10 protein-coding genes are annotated in these 15,333 nt (G+C 68.7%); 5 read left to right on the top strand and 5 right to left on the bottom strand.

Features of this window, described 5'->3' with window-relative positions:
* Positions 1 to 510 precede the first annotated feature (510 nt).
* Positions 511 to 2,043: an MFS transporter gene (locus tag ACIRJP_RS22835; protein WP_404177056.1), complete on the top strand. Its 1,533-nt coding sequence runs from the start codon at positions 511 to 513 to the stop codon at positions 2,041 to 2,043.
* A gap of 99 nt (positions 2,044 to 2,142) precedes the next feature.
* Here ACIRJP_RS22835 and ACIRJP_RS22830 read toward each other — a convergent pair whose 3' ends face one another.
* The 5 genes from ACIRJP_RS22830 to ACIRJP_RS22810 form a co-directional block, all read right to left on the bottom strand.
* Positions 2,143 to 3,783 (bottom strand): beta-N-acetylhexosaminidase, encoded by a 1,641-nt coding sequence (locus ACIRJP_RS22830; protein ID WP_404177053.1) that lies wholly within the window; start codon positions 3,781 to 3,783, stop codon positions 2,143 to 2,145.
* An 8-nt stretch (positions 3,784 to 3,791) separates the two neighbouring features.
* Positions 3,792 to 4,646 (bottom strand): carbohydrate ABC transporter permease, encoded by an 855-nt coding sequence (locus ACIRJP_RS22825; protein WP_356084876.1) that lies wholly within the window; start codon positions 4,644 to 4,646, stop codon positions 3,792 to 3,794.
* 2 nt (positions 4,647 to 4,648) lie between these two features.
* Positions 4,649 to 5,668 carry a carbohydrate ABC transporter permease gene (locus ACIRJP_RS22820; RefSeq protein ID WP_404177049.1) on the bottom strand — a complete coding sequence of 340 codons (1,020 nt, stop codon included), beginning with the start codon at positions 5,666 to 5,668 and terminating at the stop codon, positions 4,649 to 4,651.
* Positions 5,655 to 6,992 carry an extracellular solute-binding protein gene (locus ACIRJP_RS22815; protein ID WP_404177046.1) on the bottom strand — a complete coding sequence of 446 codons (1,338 nt, stop codon included), beginning with the start codon at positions 6,990 to 6,992 and terminating at the stop codon, positions 5,655 to 5,657. The genes ACIRJP_RS22820 and ACIRJP_RS22815 overlap by 14 nt, the downstream gene beginning before the upstream one ends.
* A gap of 108 nt (positions 6,993 to 7,100) precedes the next feature.
* A complete protein-coding gene (locus ACIRJP_RS22810; protein WP_404177043.1) occupies positions 7,101 to 8,288 on the bottom strand; it encodes an ROK family protein in 1,188 nt (395 codons plus the stop codon).
* A 220-nt stretch (positions 8,289 to 8,508) separates the two neighbouring features.
* Here ACIRJP_RS22810 and ACIRJP_RS22805 point away from each other — a divergent pair, with 220 nt between their 5' ends.
* The 4 genes from ACIRJP_RS22805 to ACIRJP_RS22790 all read left to right on the top strand — a co-directional run bounded on the left by ACIRJP_RS22805 (position 8,509) and on the right by ACIRJP_RS22790 (position 15,316).
* A complete protein-coding gene (locus ACIRJP_RS22805) occupies positions 8,509 to 9,378 on the top strand; it encodes an endonuclease/exonuclease/phosphatase family protein (protein ID WP_404177040.1) in 870 nt (289 codons plus the stop codon).
* Between the two features lie 437 nt (positions 9,379 to 9,815).
* Positions 9,816 to 11,366 (top strand): right-handed parallel beta-helix repeat-containing protein, encoded by a 1,551-nt coding sequence (locus ACIRJP_RS22800; protein ID WP_404177037.1) that lies wholly within the window; start codon positions 9,816 to 9,818, stop codon positions 11,364 to 11,366.
* 183 nt (positions 11,367 to 11,549) lie between these two features.
* A complete protein-coding gene (locus ACIRJP_RS22795; RefSeq protein ID WP_404177034.1) occupies positions 11,550 to 12,584 on the top strand; it encodes a LacI family DNA-binding transcriptional regulator in 1,035 nt (344 codons plus the stop codon).
* A gap of 290 nt (positions 12,585 to 12,874) precedes the next feature.
* The gene (locus tag ACIRJP_RS22790; RefSeq protein WP_404177031.1) at positions 12,875 to 15,316 is read left to right on the top strand and encodes a glycoside hydrolase family 2 protein; all 2,442 of its coding nucleotides are present in this window, start codon (positions 12,875 to 12,877) and stop codon (positions 15,314 to 15,316) included.
* Positions 15,317 to 15,333 lie beyond the last annotated feature (17 nt).

The following is a 15,333-nucleotide window of genomic DNA, read 5'->3' as shown; positions in this document are numbered from 1 at the left end:
GCGAATCGCCATCGGAACTCGGGGTTGTGCACCAAACCGTCGTGTACAACCTTGACCGCTACGGTACGGCCGCCCTCGCGCACCAGGACGGCCCTGCCGGGATGGCCCGCCACAGTCCACCGGGCCGGTTCCGCGCCCGGTCCGTGGCTCAAGTCCCGGAAGCACGGGCAGCCGCCTGGGCGGGTGGCGGTCGCGGAGGTACGCGCGCGGTGGGGTGGTGACGACGCACTGGGCGGTTCGGTCCTGACGCCCTGCGGATCTTGCCCGGGGGCATCGCCCTCTCCCGAAACCTGAGGAGGCGGTACGGGCACTCCGTGATCCACGCCGACGAGCAGCGCAGGCCGCGCTTTCGACGTGGCCACACCCGTGACCGCACTCGCAGCCGCAGCCGTGACCTCTTGCTCGCATGCGGACGTCGAGCATCGTCCTGATTGCCCGAACAGAAAAGACAGTGATACATTAATGTCTCATTTAAGACTTGAACGTCTTACTCAACCTTCTGGAGTCTCAATGTCCCGCCCCGCCGTGGCCCCGGTCGCAGACCGTGTGCACGCGCGCCGCTGGGTCGTCCTGGCGATCCTCTCCGGCAGCCTGCTGCTGATCGCCATGGACACCACGATCCTCAACGTCGCCTTTCCCTCACTGGTCGCCGATCTTCAGCCCGGCGCCGTGGAGCAGTTGTGGATCATCGATGTGTACGCCCTCGCCCTGTCCGGACTACTGGTGACCGCCGGCGCGCTGGGCGACCGGTGGGGCCACAAGCGGCTCCTGCTGGTCGGCTTCGCGCTGTTCGCCGCGGCCTCGCTGGGCGCGGTGGCCGCCACTGAGGCATGGCACGTGATCGTCGCCCGCGCACTGCTCGGTGTCGGGGGTGCCGCGATCATGCCGACCACGCTGTCGATCCTGCGGCACGTCTTCACCGACGCCCGCGAGCGGGCACTCGCGTACGCGGTGTGGGCGGCAGTCATGGGAGGCGGCATGGCGCTGGGCCCGGTCGTGGGAGGTCTCCTGGTCGAGGACCACGGGTGGCAGTCGGCCTTCCTGCTCAACATCCCCATCGCGATCACCGTCATCGCCCTCGGCGCCTGGCTGCTGCCCGAATCGTTCGCGCCGCGCGCCGGACGCTGGGACTGGACCGGCGTCGCCCAGTCCATCGTCGGCATGCTCGCCCTTGCCTCCGGTATCAAGCAGCTCGGCAAGAGCGGGCTCACCACGCCCCTGCCCTGGCTGATGCTGGCGATCGCCGCCTTCGTCCTGGCGCTGTTCGTGCGCCGTCAGTTGCGACTGGCCCACCCTCTGCTGCATGTGCGCCTGTTCGCCAGCCGCGCCTTCAGCGTCTCGGCCACGGTCCTCTTCCTGGGCATGGTCGCGCTCGGTGCGGTGTTGTTCCTGCTCACCCAGTGGTTCCAGTACGCGCAGGGCTACTCGCCCCTCCAGGCGGGGCTGCGGGTACTGCCCGCGCCGCTGGCCCTGGTGGTCACCTCCCTGCTCGCCCCGGTTCTCATGCGTGCCTTTCCCATCCGCCATGTCATAACGGCCGGCCTGGTCCTGATGGCCGCGGGGCTGGTCCTGCCCTGGCTGGCGCAGGACGCTGACGACCACGTCGGCTACCCCGTCATGGCGGCTGCCCTCACACTGATCGGTTTCGGCGCCGGGCTCGCCACGACGGTGGCTTCGGTCACCCTGATGGCCGCCACTCCCAACGAGCACGTCAGCGGTGCGGCCGCGATCGAGGAGACCTGCTACGAACTCGGCGCCGCCCTCGGCGTGGCATCCCTCGGCTCCCTGGCCGGGGCCCTGTACCGAAGCGGCCTGCCCGCCTCCGCGCCGGCCGCGGCACACAACTCGGTCGGTGAGGGAGCCCACGCCGCCCAGGAGCTCGGCGGCGCCCACGGCGCCTCGCTCCTGGACCAGGTCGCCCGCGCCTTCACCCACGGCATGACCCCGGCCTTCGCCGTCGGGGCCGCCCTGGCACTGGTCGCCGCCGCTGCGGTCTGGGCCTGGGTCCCACGAGGCATCCGGCCCACCGAGAACGCCCACTGACCGGTCCGTGACCGCCTGCACCGGCCGCCGTCAGGTGCAGGCATTGCCGCACCTGACGGCGGCCGTCGGGCAGGACCCGACACATGCGTCCTCACTGGGCTATGACTTGATGTCGGCCACGAGCTCGTCGATGAAAGCCTCCCGCTCGGCGGGCGTCGACGGTCGTCCCTCGATGCCCGGACGGGTCTGCCACGGCAGGGGACCGGTCTCGCGGCGGTACTCGACACCGACGGCGTCCAGACGGGCCAGATGACGGTCCAGACGGCCGCGGAACTCCTCGTACGAGCGCTCACCCGCGGTCCACAGCGCCTCGGCGACGGCGCACAGGCGGGGGAACGCGAAGTAGTCGACGGTCCGTGGTGAGTCCATGTGCTCGGTCCAGATGTTGGCCTGGCCGCCCAGGACATGCGCGCGCTCCGTGTCCGTCAGCTCGGGCGGCACCGGGTCGAACCCGTACGCCGTTTCAACCGTTACGGGCACGGCAACGGGGATCGGCTCGTCGGACCTGTCGGACTGCCGGTAGTCGAGATACACCTGGTCGTCCGGGCAGGCGATCACCTGCAGGCCCCTGCGCGCCGCGGTGACGGCACCGCTCATGCCGCGCCACGAGGCGACGACGGTTCCAGCTGGGACCTCGTCCTCCAGCAGGTCGTCCCAGCCGAGGAGCCGTCGCCCGCGCGAGGTGACGTGCGAGCCGAGTTGCCGCACGAACCAGGACCGCAACTCGCTCTCGTGGCTCAGCCCGCGTTCGCGCATCAGTTCCTGGCTGCGCGCGTCCTCGCGCCACTCGGTCGTGGGGCACTCGTCGCCGCCCACTCCGATGACCGGGCCGGGGAAGAGATCCATGATCTCGTCGAGGACGTCGCGGAAGAAGTCGACGGTCGACTCCTCGGTGTTGAGAACGCGGGGGTTGACGCCCCACCGCGTCCATACCTCCGACTGCCCACCGCCGACTCCGAGTTCGGGATAGGCCGCGATCGCGGCCTGGGAGTGCCCGGGCACGTCGACCTCGGGCACGACGGTGATGTGCCGCTGTGCCGCATAGCCGACGATCTCGCGGATGTCGTCCTGGGTGTAGAAGCCGCCGTGCGGCCGCCCGTCCCCGGGGGCGTCCGGGGACGCGCCGAGCGGGGACTCGCGCCGCCATGCGCCGACCTCCGTGAGTTTCGGGTGGCGCAGAATCTCCACCCGCCAGCCCTGGTCGTCGGTGAGGTGCAGATGCAGTGTGTTGAGACGGTGCATGGCCATCAGGTCGAGGAAGCGCAGCACGTCGTGCTTGGGCATGAAGTGCCGTGCCACGTCCAGCATCGTGCCGCGCCAGGCGAACCGCGGCGCGTCGTCGATGCGCACGGCGGGCATCGACCACCGCACCCCGGTCACCCCGGAGCGGCGGTGGACCTCGGCGGGCAGCGACTGGAGCAGGCTCTGACATCCGTAGAAGGCGCCAGCCCTGTCGCCGCCTTCGATGACGACGCCGTCGGAGGTCGCCCGGAGCCGGTACGCCTCCGGGCCCAGGTTCTCGCCGAGCCTCAGGTCGATCACGTGTCGCGTCTCGGACCGGAGAGGCGGAGGGGACGAGAGCGGCAGGAGCGGCAGGTCCAGGCCGGTGGAGGGTCGCAGGACCGACTGCAGCCAGCGTGCCGTGGAGCGCAGCTCCGGCGCGGCGGTGATCGCGGTCGAAGCGTCGAGGACGAACTCGCCGTTGTCGATGTGCACTGATGCGGGGCGAGGGAGGAGCATCGAGCGAGTCATCCTTTCACTGCTCCGGCCGACATGCCGGAGACCAACTTGCGCTGAATGAGGAGGAAGAACACGACCACCGGGAGGGAGAAGATGACCGAACCGGCCATCTGCGCGCTGTAGTCCGTACCGCTGGCGGGGTTGGTGAAGGATGCCAGCCACACCGGCAGGGTGTACTGGCTCCGGTCCTTCATGAACGTGTAGGCGATCAGGTAGTCGTTCCAGGCGGCGATGAACGCGAAGATGCTCGACGCGATCACGCCCGGCAGCACCAGCGGGAAGAGGATCTTCCAGAGCACTTGCCAGGTCGAGGCTCCGTCCAGACGGGCGGCTTCCTCCACCTCGACGGGAATGGCCGCGAAGAATCCCCGCATCACCCAGATCGAGAACGGCAGTGCCAGAGCGAGGTAGGCGAGTATCAGACCCGTGTAGGTACCCAGCAGCCCGGCCTCGTTGAAGACCAGGAAGGTGGGGATGAGCAGGGCTGTCCCCGGCAGCATCTGCGCCACGAGGATCGCGACCATGACGGTGCGCCGGCCGCGGAACCGGAACCGCGAGACTGCGGCTGCCGCGAACATGCCCAGCACAACGGCGACGAGCACTGTTCCGCCGACCACGAGCAGGCTGTTCCACAGGTTCGTCCAGAACCCTGTCCGGTTGAGCGCGACGTCGAAGTTGTGCAGGGTGGGCGAGCTCGGCCAGAACTGCGGAGTCGCCGTCATCGCCTCGGAGCGGGGCTTGAGCGCGGTGTTGACCATCCAGTAGACCGGGAACAGCCATACGAGACAGAACACGATGGCCAGGCTGTTGCTGAGCAGCCGGCCCCGGGCCGCGGTTGAGCGGGCGCCGCGTGTTCGGAGCATGGTCACAGGTCCTCCCCGGAGCGCAGCAGGCGTCGGATGTACAGAGCGGTGACGGCGAGCAGCATGACGGTCGTGACGACGGACAGTGCCGCGCCCTGGCCGACGCGGAAGGCCACGAAGGCGGTCCGGTAGGCGAAGACCCCCAGCGTGGTTGTCGCCGAGTCGGGCCCTCCGGCCGAGACGAGCCAGATCTGGTTGAAGACGTTGAAGTCCCAGATCACCGACATCAGGGTCACCAGTGTCAGTGTCGGCCGGAGGAACGGGAGGGTGACCGACCACCACAGGCGCCACTCGCCGGCCCCGTCGAGCCGGGCTGCCTCCTGCAGCTCGGACGGCATCTGGCTCAGCGCGGCGTAAAGGGTGAGCGCGATGAACGGTACGGCCTGCCAGACGATGAGCAGCCAGATGGACAGATAGGCCAGGGGCGCACTGTTGGACCAGTCGGTGTTGGTCATGTCGCCGAACAGGCCGGTCTGGGTGAGCAGCCAGTTGACCACGCCGTATCCGGGCTGGAAGAGCCACTTCCACACGAGGGAGGAGGCGACCGTCGGCATCGCCCAGGCGAGGATGAGGACGATGGTGACGGTCATACGCATGGCCGTCCCCAGCCGGGTGAGGAGCTGGGCGACGCCGGCTCCCACGGCCATGCTTCCCGTCACCATCGCGGCGGTGAACACGACGGTCCGGGTCAGGGCGTCCCAGAACTCCGACTGCGACAGGAGGTCGGTGTACTGCCGGGTGCCGACGACGTCGAACGCGCCGGTGAACAGGGAGCGTTGATCGTAGTCGGTGAACGACGCGTAGACGAGGAAGGCGATCGGCGCGACGGTGACGGCCAGCATCACCAGCCCGGCGGGGGTCAGCAGCCACCATGCCACCCACGGGCCGCGGTGCCGAGCGGAGGCGGTACATGTTCCCGCACCGCCGGGGCGCCGCGGCCGGGCATCGACCTCGCGCCCTGGCCTGGACGGCGGGAACGCCGCCTTCGGGTTGCCGCGCACGGTCTGCTCAGTGCTGGGCATTGAGAACCTTGCCCGCTGTCTCTTCGAAGGTGTCGGCCGCCTGCTTCGGGTTCCTGGTCCCGGAGGCGATGGAGGAGAACACCTTGTCGATGTCCTTGTTTCCCTCCACTGCCGCCCAGTCGGCGGCGGCCGGGGTGGCCTTGGACCGCAGGGCCGCGTCGAAGAACCCCCGGAACAGGGGTTCGGCCTCGTTGCGGGCGGCCTTGACCGCCCCCGCGCTGTTGGGGATCCAACCGTCGTTGCCGGCGATCCACTGCTTCTGCACGTCCGGCGCGGTCGCGATCTTCACCCACTGCAGCGCGAGGTCCGAGTTGGCGCTCTTGGCGGCGATGCCCCAGTCGGAGCCGCCGAGCATCACCGGCTGGGACTTGCCGGACCTGCCCGGGAACGGGAAGGTCCCGAGGTCGGATTCCTTGAAGGCGGGGTTGGCCTTCTTGATGAGGGCGATCGTGGCGTTGGTCGCGCTCATCGCCGATGCCTTGCCGTCCGCGAAGACCCGGGTCTGGTCGGGGTTGAGCGTGTCGATGGTGCGGGTGGACGGCGCGGAGAACTCGTTCTGGAACTGCTTGTACTCGTTCAGCCCGCGCTGCGCCGCTTCGGTGCCGAGCGTCCCCTTCCAGGCGGAGCCCTGCTTCGCCGCGATGTCGCCGCCCGCGTCCCACACGAACTGCACACCGGTGTGCCAGTACCGGCCCGGCAGGTAGAAGGGTGAGAAGTCGGGGGCGGGGTTGTCGGCGCGGATCTTGCGCAAGGTACTGGTCAGTTCACCGAAGGTGGTGGGGACGGTCTTCACACCGGCCTCGGCCCAGATCTTCTTGTTGTAGATCACCGCGCGGGCTCCGGCGAACGAGGGCACGGCGTACAGCCGTCCGTCCACCGTCGCGGGCTCTTCGAGGCCGGCCAGCCAGGACTGGCCCTGCCTGAGGTCCTTGGTGTACGGGGTGAGGTCCATCAGCCCTCCGCTGGCGGCGAAGCTCGCCACCTGCGTGTTGCCTATGTCGATGACGTCCGGCGGGGTCGACGTCGCGAGCGCGGTGGTGATCTTGGTGGTGATGCCGTCCCAGTTCTGGACCTCCACCTTCGCCTTGGCGCCGGTCTGCTCGGTGAACCGGTCGTTCATCGCCTTGAGCGTGGCTTCGGAGTAGTCACCATCCATCACCCACACGGTCAGGGTCTTCCCCTCACTCCTGACGGCGGGGACCGACCGGGGCTTCGAGTCGCCGCCCGAGTCCCTGCCCGCCGACCCCGAACAGGCACTCGCGCCGAGGGCCGCGGTGAGCGTGACGGCCACGAGTGCGCTGCACCGCATGCCTTTACGTGTCATGGAAACTCCTGGAGAAAAGGGGGGCTTGGAGGAAGTGGCTCCGGGAAGAGCGGGTTCAGAGAAGAGGAAGAGGAGCGGGCCGGCAGCAATCGGGCACGGGCTCGTGTCTCACCACACGCCCAGCTCGCCGGAGAGGACGATGCTGGCCCCGCCGAGCAGGATCAGGTCCGAGTCACCGGCGAACGACCGCATGGTCAGTGACGCACTGATGGGCGTGTATGTACGCGCTCGGATCACCGCGGCCGCGGCGTCGAGGAAGGAGCCCTCGACAAGGTCGGGCGGGCCCAGCAGGGCGATCTCGTTGAGGTTGAGCACACTGCTGATCGGGGCGAGGACGGAGCCCAGTGCCCGGCCCGCGTCGGCGAGTACGGCGTCGCGTTCGGACGGGTCACGGCCGGCCAGGCGCATGCGCAGTTCGGCCGCGTCGATCAGTGGCTCCAGGCATCCGCGATGTCCGCAGATACACGGATCGCCGTCCTCGTCGACCGTTACGTGCCCGATCTCACCGGCGGCGAACTGCTCGCCCTCGACAAGTTCACCGCCCACGATCAGGCCCGCGCCCACACCGTGCTCGATCGTGATGACCATGAGGTTCTGCGTCTTGGCGTTCCGGAAGTGCAGCACGGCCAGGGCGGCGATGTTCACGTCGTTGCCGACATAGGCCGGCACACCGGACCGTTCGGTGAGCTGTGCGGCGAGCGGCAGTTCGCTCCAGCCCAGGTGGGCTGCGTGATGAATGACTCCGGCGTCGCCGACGATGCCGGGCGAGCCGACCCCGATGCCGAGTATGCGCCGCGGTGCGAGATCCATCAGTTCGCCGACAAGCTGAAATACCAGTTCGATGGCAGGTTCGCCGAGGGTGTCTCCGTACCGCACGCGGGCACGCTGGACCACATCACCGCGCAGGTTGAGGACCGCGCCACTGAAGTACTCGCTGCCCGACAGGTCCACGGTGAGAATGTGGGCGGCGTCGTCGTCGATCCGCATCACACTTGCCGGCTTGCCCAGCCGGCTGCCCTTGCGGGGACCGATGTCGACGACGAGCCCGTCTCCCTCCAGTTCGGCGATGAGCGCGGACACCGTGGGGGCGGTGAGCCCCAGGGTCCGCGCGATCTCCGATCTGCTCATCGCGCCCTGGTGGTACAGCGTCGCCAGAACCAGCGCGCGATTGTGGATCCTGCTGTCCAGCGTGCTCGCCTTGGTCCGCTCGGGCGGCCGCCGACGGGCGGACACCCGCGCCAGACCGCGTTCGGCACGGCGACGGGGGTCGGTCGGCGGCAGGAACGGATCGGCCACAGAGTTCCCCTCCGGGTAAGTAAAGACCCTTTAATTAAAGGACTTTGGATATGTTGGGGGCGAGGGGCCGCGACGTCAAGGGGTCCGCACGACCAAAATCCGCACCACCTATATCGGATTATCGCGTCACTGAACTTGAAATCAGACATACCATTATGATTCACCAGTTGAGTGTTTGACTGAGTGCGGTTATGTTCAACCACCCTCGGGACGTCGTGAGTTGGCGTTCGTTTTCTACGCCATTCGGAGGTGTGGTGTGTCTCGTGTGTGGGACAGATGCGCGTTGATCACAGTGACGGCGTTGACCGCGGCTACGGCTCTGGCCGCCGCCGGGCCGGCGTCGGCCTCGGCGTCGGTGCCCGGACGTGACGTGACGGTGATGACATTCAATATTCACCACGGCACGGATCCCGACGATGTTCTGAATCTCGATCATGTCGCCCAGACAGTAGAGCAGTCGGGGGCCGATGTGATCGGCCTGCAGGAGGTGGATCGGCACTTCGCCTCGCGCAGTGAATTCGTCGATCAGGCGGAGTGGCTCGCGGAGCGACTGGGCCTTCACCTGGCCTACGGAACGAACCTTGACCTGGACCCGGAGAAGCCGGGCGATCCGCGACGCCAGTACGGGACAGCGATCCTGTCCCGCTTCCCGATCACGAACTCCCACAACACGCTCCTGCCCCGTTCGGAGACGGGCGAGCAACGGGGTCTGCTGGAGGCCGACCTCATGGTGCGAGGCAAGAAGTTCCGCTTCCTGAACACGCATCTGGAGCACACTTCGCAGGCTGAGCGACACACGCAGGTGGCGGCGATCAACACGATCGTGAACGGCTCCCGTCTTCCCACGGTGCTGGTGGGCGACCTCAACGCGACGCCGGGCAGCGGGGAGATCGCCTCGGTGACGAAGCGGCTCACCGACACCTGGCCGGTGGCCGGGAAGGGGGACGGTTTCACGTACGACTCGGTGAATCCGCGGGAGCGCATCGACTACGTGTTCGCCTCGCAGGGGGTCGAGGCCCGGCGGGCCCAGGTCCTGGACGTGGCGATCTCCGACCACCGGCCGCTGCGGGTCGAACTCAGCATCCAGTAGCGCGGGCCTACTTTTCACCGCAGCAAATCCACAGCTGTCGAGAGGCCGCCTGAAGTCCCTGTTCAGGGATCGGCTTCGAGGGCTGCCCCTTGAGGACCGACTTCGAGGGCCGGCCTCAACCGCAGATTCATTTACGGGCTGACTCCGGGGGCCGGAGTCGGCCCCGCCCCACCTCCCGGTCCCATTTCCCGGTCTGAACTCCGGACTCTCACCTGCGTCACCGGACTTCTGGAGCGATCCGCCGACGAAGCGGACGCGGCGAATGCAGTGGCGGCCGACTCGTGACCACAGTGGCGGGACCGGCCGCCGGTTCAGGTGACGACATCTTCCGAGCGGCCGCCTCGCTGTGCGACGCCTCTCCACGCGAACCGAAACCCATGCCCGGCCGCCCGCTTCCGAGCGCGGCAGGGGAAGCAACTCAATGAAAGCGGAGACAGATGAACATACCCTTGCCACGCCGCTCCGAGGCCGTACGCACGGCAGGCGCGGCACTCGTCGCCGTCGCACTGGCAGCATCCACCGCACCCGCCGCCTCAGCGGCGAACACGCCTCGCGACACTTCCCGGCAGGTCCAGTACGTCGACTGCGGGACTGCGTCCGGTAAGGAGAACGGCTCCCGCAGCCGGCCCTGGAGGACTCTGGACCAGGTCAACCGCCTGGAGCTGAAGACCGGCAGCTCGATCCTGCTCAAGCGAGGCAGCCGCTGCACGGGCACCCTCGCCCCGGACGGATCGGGCCGGGAGGGCAAGCCCATGGTGATCGGGGCGTACGGACAAGGCGCGAAGCCGGTCATCGACGGCGCCGGCAACGCCGAGACCCTGCTGCTGAAGAACACCCAGTGGGTCGAGGCGAGCAACCTGGAGATCACCAACTCCGGCAATCCCGGGCGCAACAAGCGAGGGGTGCGGGTCCAGCTCCAGGACTTCGGCACCGGCACCCACTACCGGCTCACCGGCCTCGACGTTCACGACATCCTCGGCGACGACACCAAAGGCACCGAGGGTTCCGCCGGCATCCTTTTCTCGGTGACCGGCTCCACCGTGCCGACCAGGTTCGACGACGTGGTCGTCTCCGGCAACACCGTCCGCACCGTCGACCGTGAGGGCATCTACTTCGCCTCCACCTGGAACAACCGTCCGGTGCACGGCGATTTCGACCCGAACGGGCCCGCCTACGTGCCCTCCACCCGCATCGTGGTGCGCGGGAACACTCTTGCGGACCTCGGCGGCGACGGCATCGTCATCACCGCGACCGACGGGACCCTGGTCGAGCACAACCGCCTCGACGGCTTTCAGCGCCGCTCCGCCGGCTACAACGCGGGCATGTGGCCCTGGAACGCCGACAACACCGTCTTCCAGTACAACGAGGTGTCCGGCGGCGAGACCACCCGCGACGGCATGGCGTACGACGTCGACGAGGGCACCTTCGGCACCGTCTTCCAGTACAACGTCAGCCACGACAACGCGGGCGGATTCTTCCTCGTCTGCACCGCCACCGGCAAGCTCGGCAACGCGGTCATCCGCTACAACATCAGCCGCAACGACCACTTCCGAGGCATCGAGACCTGCCGCGGCTCCTTCGACGACGTCCGCTTCCACAACAACACGATCTACGCCGGCGAGGGCGTCAGCCAGACCGTCGTCAACGAGAACACGACCGAGAAGCACGAGATCGCGTTCGACAACAACATCGTGGTCAAGGAAGGCTCCGGCACCGCCTCCTTCAACCTCAAGAGCGGCGGCGTCACCCTCTCCCACAACAACCTGGTGAACACGGTCGGCACGCCCGCGAACCCTGGCGGCACCACCGCCGACCCGCTGCTCTCCGACCCCACCGGCGCCGTGCCCCTGGGGCTGCGCCTGCGCTCCGGCTCCCCCGCCCTGCGCTCGGGCACCCCCGTCCCGGGCTCTCCGGACCGGGACCTGTACGGAAACCCGGTCGGCAACCCGCCGAACATGGGCGCCTACCAGGGCCCCGGAACCGTGTAGCCGCCCCAGCCGAGGGCCACCGGCGGCACCGGCAGCGCCGCGTATCGGCTTCCGGCCGGGCGGCAACCGATCTCGATCCACCCACCGGGCGCGGCACCGGCGCCCGAAGCGGCCCGGCCGGGCGATAAGGTCTCTCCAGACTCTCCCCACGATGAACAGCTCGGCGCAGAACAGGAGCGGCGTGTGAAGCGGCCGACCATGGCGGACATCGCACGCCGCGCCGGTGTCTCCAAGGTGGCGGTCTCGTATGCGCTCAACGACCTGCCGGGCGTTTCCGCGACCACCCGTGCGTCGATCAAAAGCATCGCCGAGGAATTGGGCTGGCGTCCCAACAGCGCGGCCCGCGCACTCACCGGCGGTCGGGCGCAGGCAGTGGGTCTCGCCGTGCGGCGCCCCGCCCGGACGTTGGGAGTCGAGCCGTTCTTCATGGAGTTCATCAGTGGGGTGGAGAGCGTCCTCGTCGAGCGCGCGTACGCACTGATGCTGCAGATCGTCGCCTCGCAGGAGAGCGAGATCGAACTGTGCCGGCGCTGGTGGGGCGAACGTCGGGTCGACGGCGTCCTCCTGATGGACCTGCAGACCGACGACGCCCGCCCTCCCGCCATCGAGGCGCTCGGCCTGCCCGCGGTCGCCATCGGGCCGCCGCACGTGACGGGCACACTCCCCGCGATCTGGTCCGACGACGGTGAGAGCGTCCACGAGATCGTCCGCTACCTGGCGGCACTCGGCCATCGCCGGATCGCACGCGTGGCCGGGCCCGCCGCACTGGCGCACACGGCGGTGCGGGACGCGGCCCTGAGCGCGGCCTGCCGGGATGCCGGGATCCCCGAGGCGGCCGTGATCCACACCGACTACACGGGCGACGAGGGTGCCCGCGCGGCACGGAGCCTGATGATCTCACCCGTGCGCCCCACGGCGATCGTCTTCGACAACGACATCATGGCCGTCGCGGCTCTCTCGGTGGCCCAGGAACTGAACCTCTCCGTCCCCGCCGACCTCTCGGTCGTGGCGTGGGACGAGTCCCCGCTCACGCAGGTGGTCCGCCCCGTGCTCTCGGTGGTCACCCGTGACATTCCGGGCCACGGCGCACGCGCGGCGAGCGCACTCCTGTCCCTCGTCGCCGGTGACGACGTGGGGAACGTCCGCGTGGGATGCGCCGGCTTCGTCCCCCGGGGCAGTACCGGCCCGCCGCCGAGCGGCGTGTCGCACTCTCGTTGAGCGGAGATCCAGCCGGATTCGGCACGAGACAACGGCGATCCCACCGAGTGGCGGCACTATGCCAGCCGCACCTGAACCGGTAAAGTTGATGTTCGTCGGGCGACGTCCATCCGCAACCACTACCCGTCAGGATCCACACAAGTCAGCTGCCCCTGGGCCCCCTGTCGATGGCCGCAAGTGAACCATTCAAACCTTCACCGGTTCATGGACGGACAGTGTGCTGATCACCGGGTCAACCGCGTCGCCCCGTAACGCATCCATCAGCTGCCAGGCGATTGGAGCCGCACACCATGAAGGACGTCACCCAGCTGAACGAGGGCTGGAGCCTGCGCCACGAGGACGCGCTGTTGCCTGCCCGTGTCCCCGGCTGTGTCCACACCGATCTGCTCGCCGCCCGGGTCATACCCGATCCCTTCATCGGTCGCAACGAGACCGAGATCGCCTGGGTGGGACGACGAGCGTGGTCCTATGTGAGCGAGCTGCACAACAGCAGCGAGCACGAGCGGGCCGAGCTGGTCTTCGAGGGACTCGACACCGCCGCCGAGGTCGTCCTCGCCGGCGAAAGCCTCGGCACCACGCGCAACATGCACCGCGTCCACCGCTTCGACGTCACAGGGCGGGCCGGACGGCTCGAAGTGCGATTCGCATCGGCCTACGACGAGGCGGACCGCGTCCGCGCCGTGACCGCGGAGCGTCCGAACGCCTATCCGGAGCCCTTCCAGTACATCCGCAAGATGGCGTGCAGCTTCGGCTGGGACTGGGGCCCGACCGTCGTGACCGCCGGGATGTGGCGACCGGTGCGCCTCGAACACTGGTCGACCGCCCGCCTCGCCGAGGTCCGCCCCCTCGTCTCGGTCGACGGTTCAACAGGCCACGTCGAACTGCGGGTACGCACGGAGCGCACCGCGAACGGCGACGGCCGTCGGCTGACCCTCCGCGCCACCGTCGCCGGCACGGAGGCGGAGATCCCGTTCGAAGAGGACAGCGCGGTGCTGCGCCTGAGCGTGGAGAACCCCGCACTGTGGTGGCCGCGGGGATACGGCGACCAGCCGTTGTACGACCTCGTCGTGACGCTGCTCGACGAGCGGGGTGAGCGGCTCGACGCCTGGACGCGCCGCGTCGGCTTCCGCACGGTCGAGGTCGACCGCTCGGCAGATTCCCACGGCACCGGCTTCACCTTCGTCGTCAACGGCGTACGGATCTTCGCGCGCGGGGTCAACTGGATCCCCGACGACGTCCTGCCCTCCCGGGTCACGCCCGCGCGCTACCGGAAGCGACTGGCCCAGGCCGCCGAGGCCAACGTCGACCTGGTCCGCATCTGGGGCGGAGGCATCTACGAGGACCACGCGTTCTACGACGTGTGCGACGAGCTGGGTCTCATGGTCTGGCAGGACTTCCCGTTCGCGTGCGCCGCTTACCCGGAGGAGCAGCCACTACGCGGAGAGGTCGAAGCAGAGGCGCGTGACAACGTTATCCGGCTGATGCCACACGTGAGTCTGGTGTTGTGGAACGGCAACAACGAGAACCTCTGGGGGTTCCGGGACTGGGACTGGGAGCCGCCGCTGGCCGGCAATTCCTGGGGCGAGGGCTACTACCTCGGCATGCTGCCCAGGATCGTCGCCGAGCTGGACCCGACCCGCCCGTACACGGCGGGCAGCCCCTGGTCCGGGTCATGGGACCACCATCCCAACGATCCCAGGCACGGCACCCACCACTCGTGGGAGGTGTGGAACCGTCGGGACTACGCCGAGTACCGGGCAGACGTGCCCCGATTCTGCGCCGAGTTCGGCTGGCAGGCTCCTCCCGCCCTCGCGACGCTCCACCGTGCTCTGCCCGGCGAGCGGCTCGCCCCCGGCTCCCCCGGCATGCTGCACCACCAGAAGGCAGAGGACGGCAACGGCAAACTGAACCGGGGCATCGAGCGTCATTTCGGCCTGCCTGAGGGGAACTTCGACCGGTGGCACTTCCTGGCACAGGTCGTCCAGGCACGCGCCGTCGCCGCGGGTATCGAGCATTGGCGGGCGAGTTGGCCGGTGTGTGCAGGCACCGTTCTCTGGCAGCTCAACGACTGCTGGCCGGTCAGCTCGTGGGCGGCCATCGACGGCGACGGCCGGCTCAAGCCGCTTTACCACGAGCTGCGGCGGCTCTACGCCGACCGGTTGCTCTCCCTCGTCCCCACGGATGACGGTCCCGTACTCGCTCTCGACAATCAGTCCGGCTCCGACTGGCGCACGGCGGTCCACCTGCGCCGGCTCGACGCGGAGGGAACCGTGCTGCACGAGGCGTCAGTGCAGCTGGAAGCGGGCCCGCGGACGGTCACCAGACTTACGGTGACGAGCCCACTGCTGCCGGAGGAGGGCTCCTCCAGAGAATTCCTGGTGGCTGATGCCGACGGACTCCGAGCAGTGTATTTCCCCGTACTCGACAAGGAGTTCGCCTACCCGGTGCCGCAGTACGACGTCCGTCTCGATCCTGAAACCGGCATCGGAACCGGAACCGGAGCCGGAGCTGGAGCCGGGAGCGCACTTGGCGCAGTCGACATCGTCGTCACGGCCCGGACGCTGGTGCGCGATCTCCTGCTGCAGCCCGACCGGCTGGGGCCCGACGCCGTGGCGGACCGCGGCCTGATCACGTTGCTCCCCGGCGAGGAGGCACGGATCTCGGTCAGGGGCTGGACCGACCTCGACGTGGCCACCGCGCGTGATGCCCTGTTCAGCGTGGGAGGGGAATGAGCGCTCCGTCCGCCGGG

It is taken from the genome of Streptomyces sp. NPDC102437 (assembly GCF_044765565.1).
In the GTDB taxonomy this organism is placed as follows: Bacteria; Actinomycetota; Actinomycetes; order Streptomycetales; family Streptomycetaceae; genus Streptomyces.
Note: the sequence above shows the minus strand (reverse complement) of the source record. Positions and strands in the feature narration are given on the sequence as shown.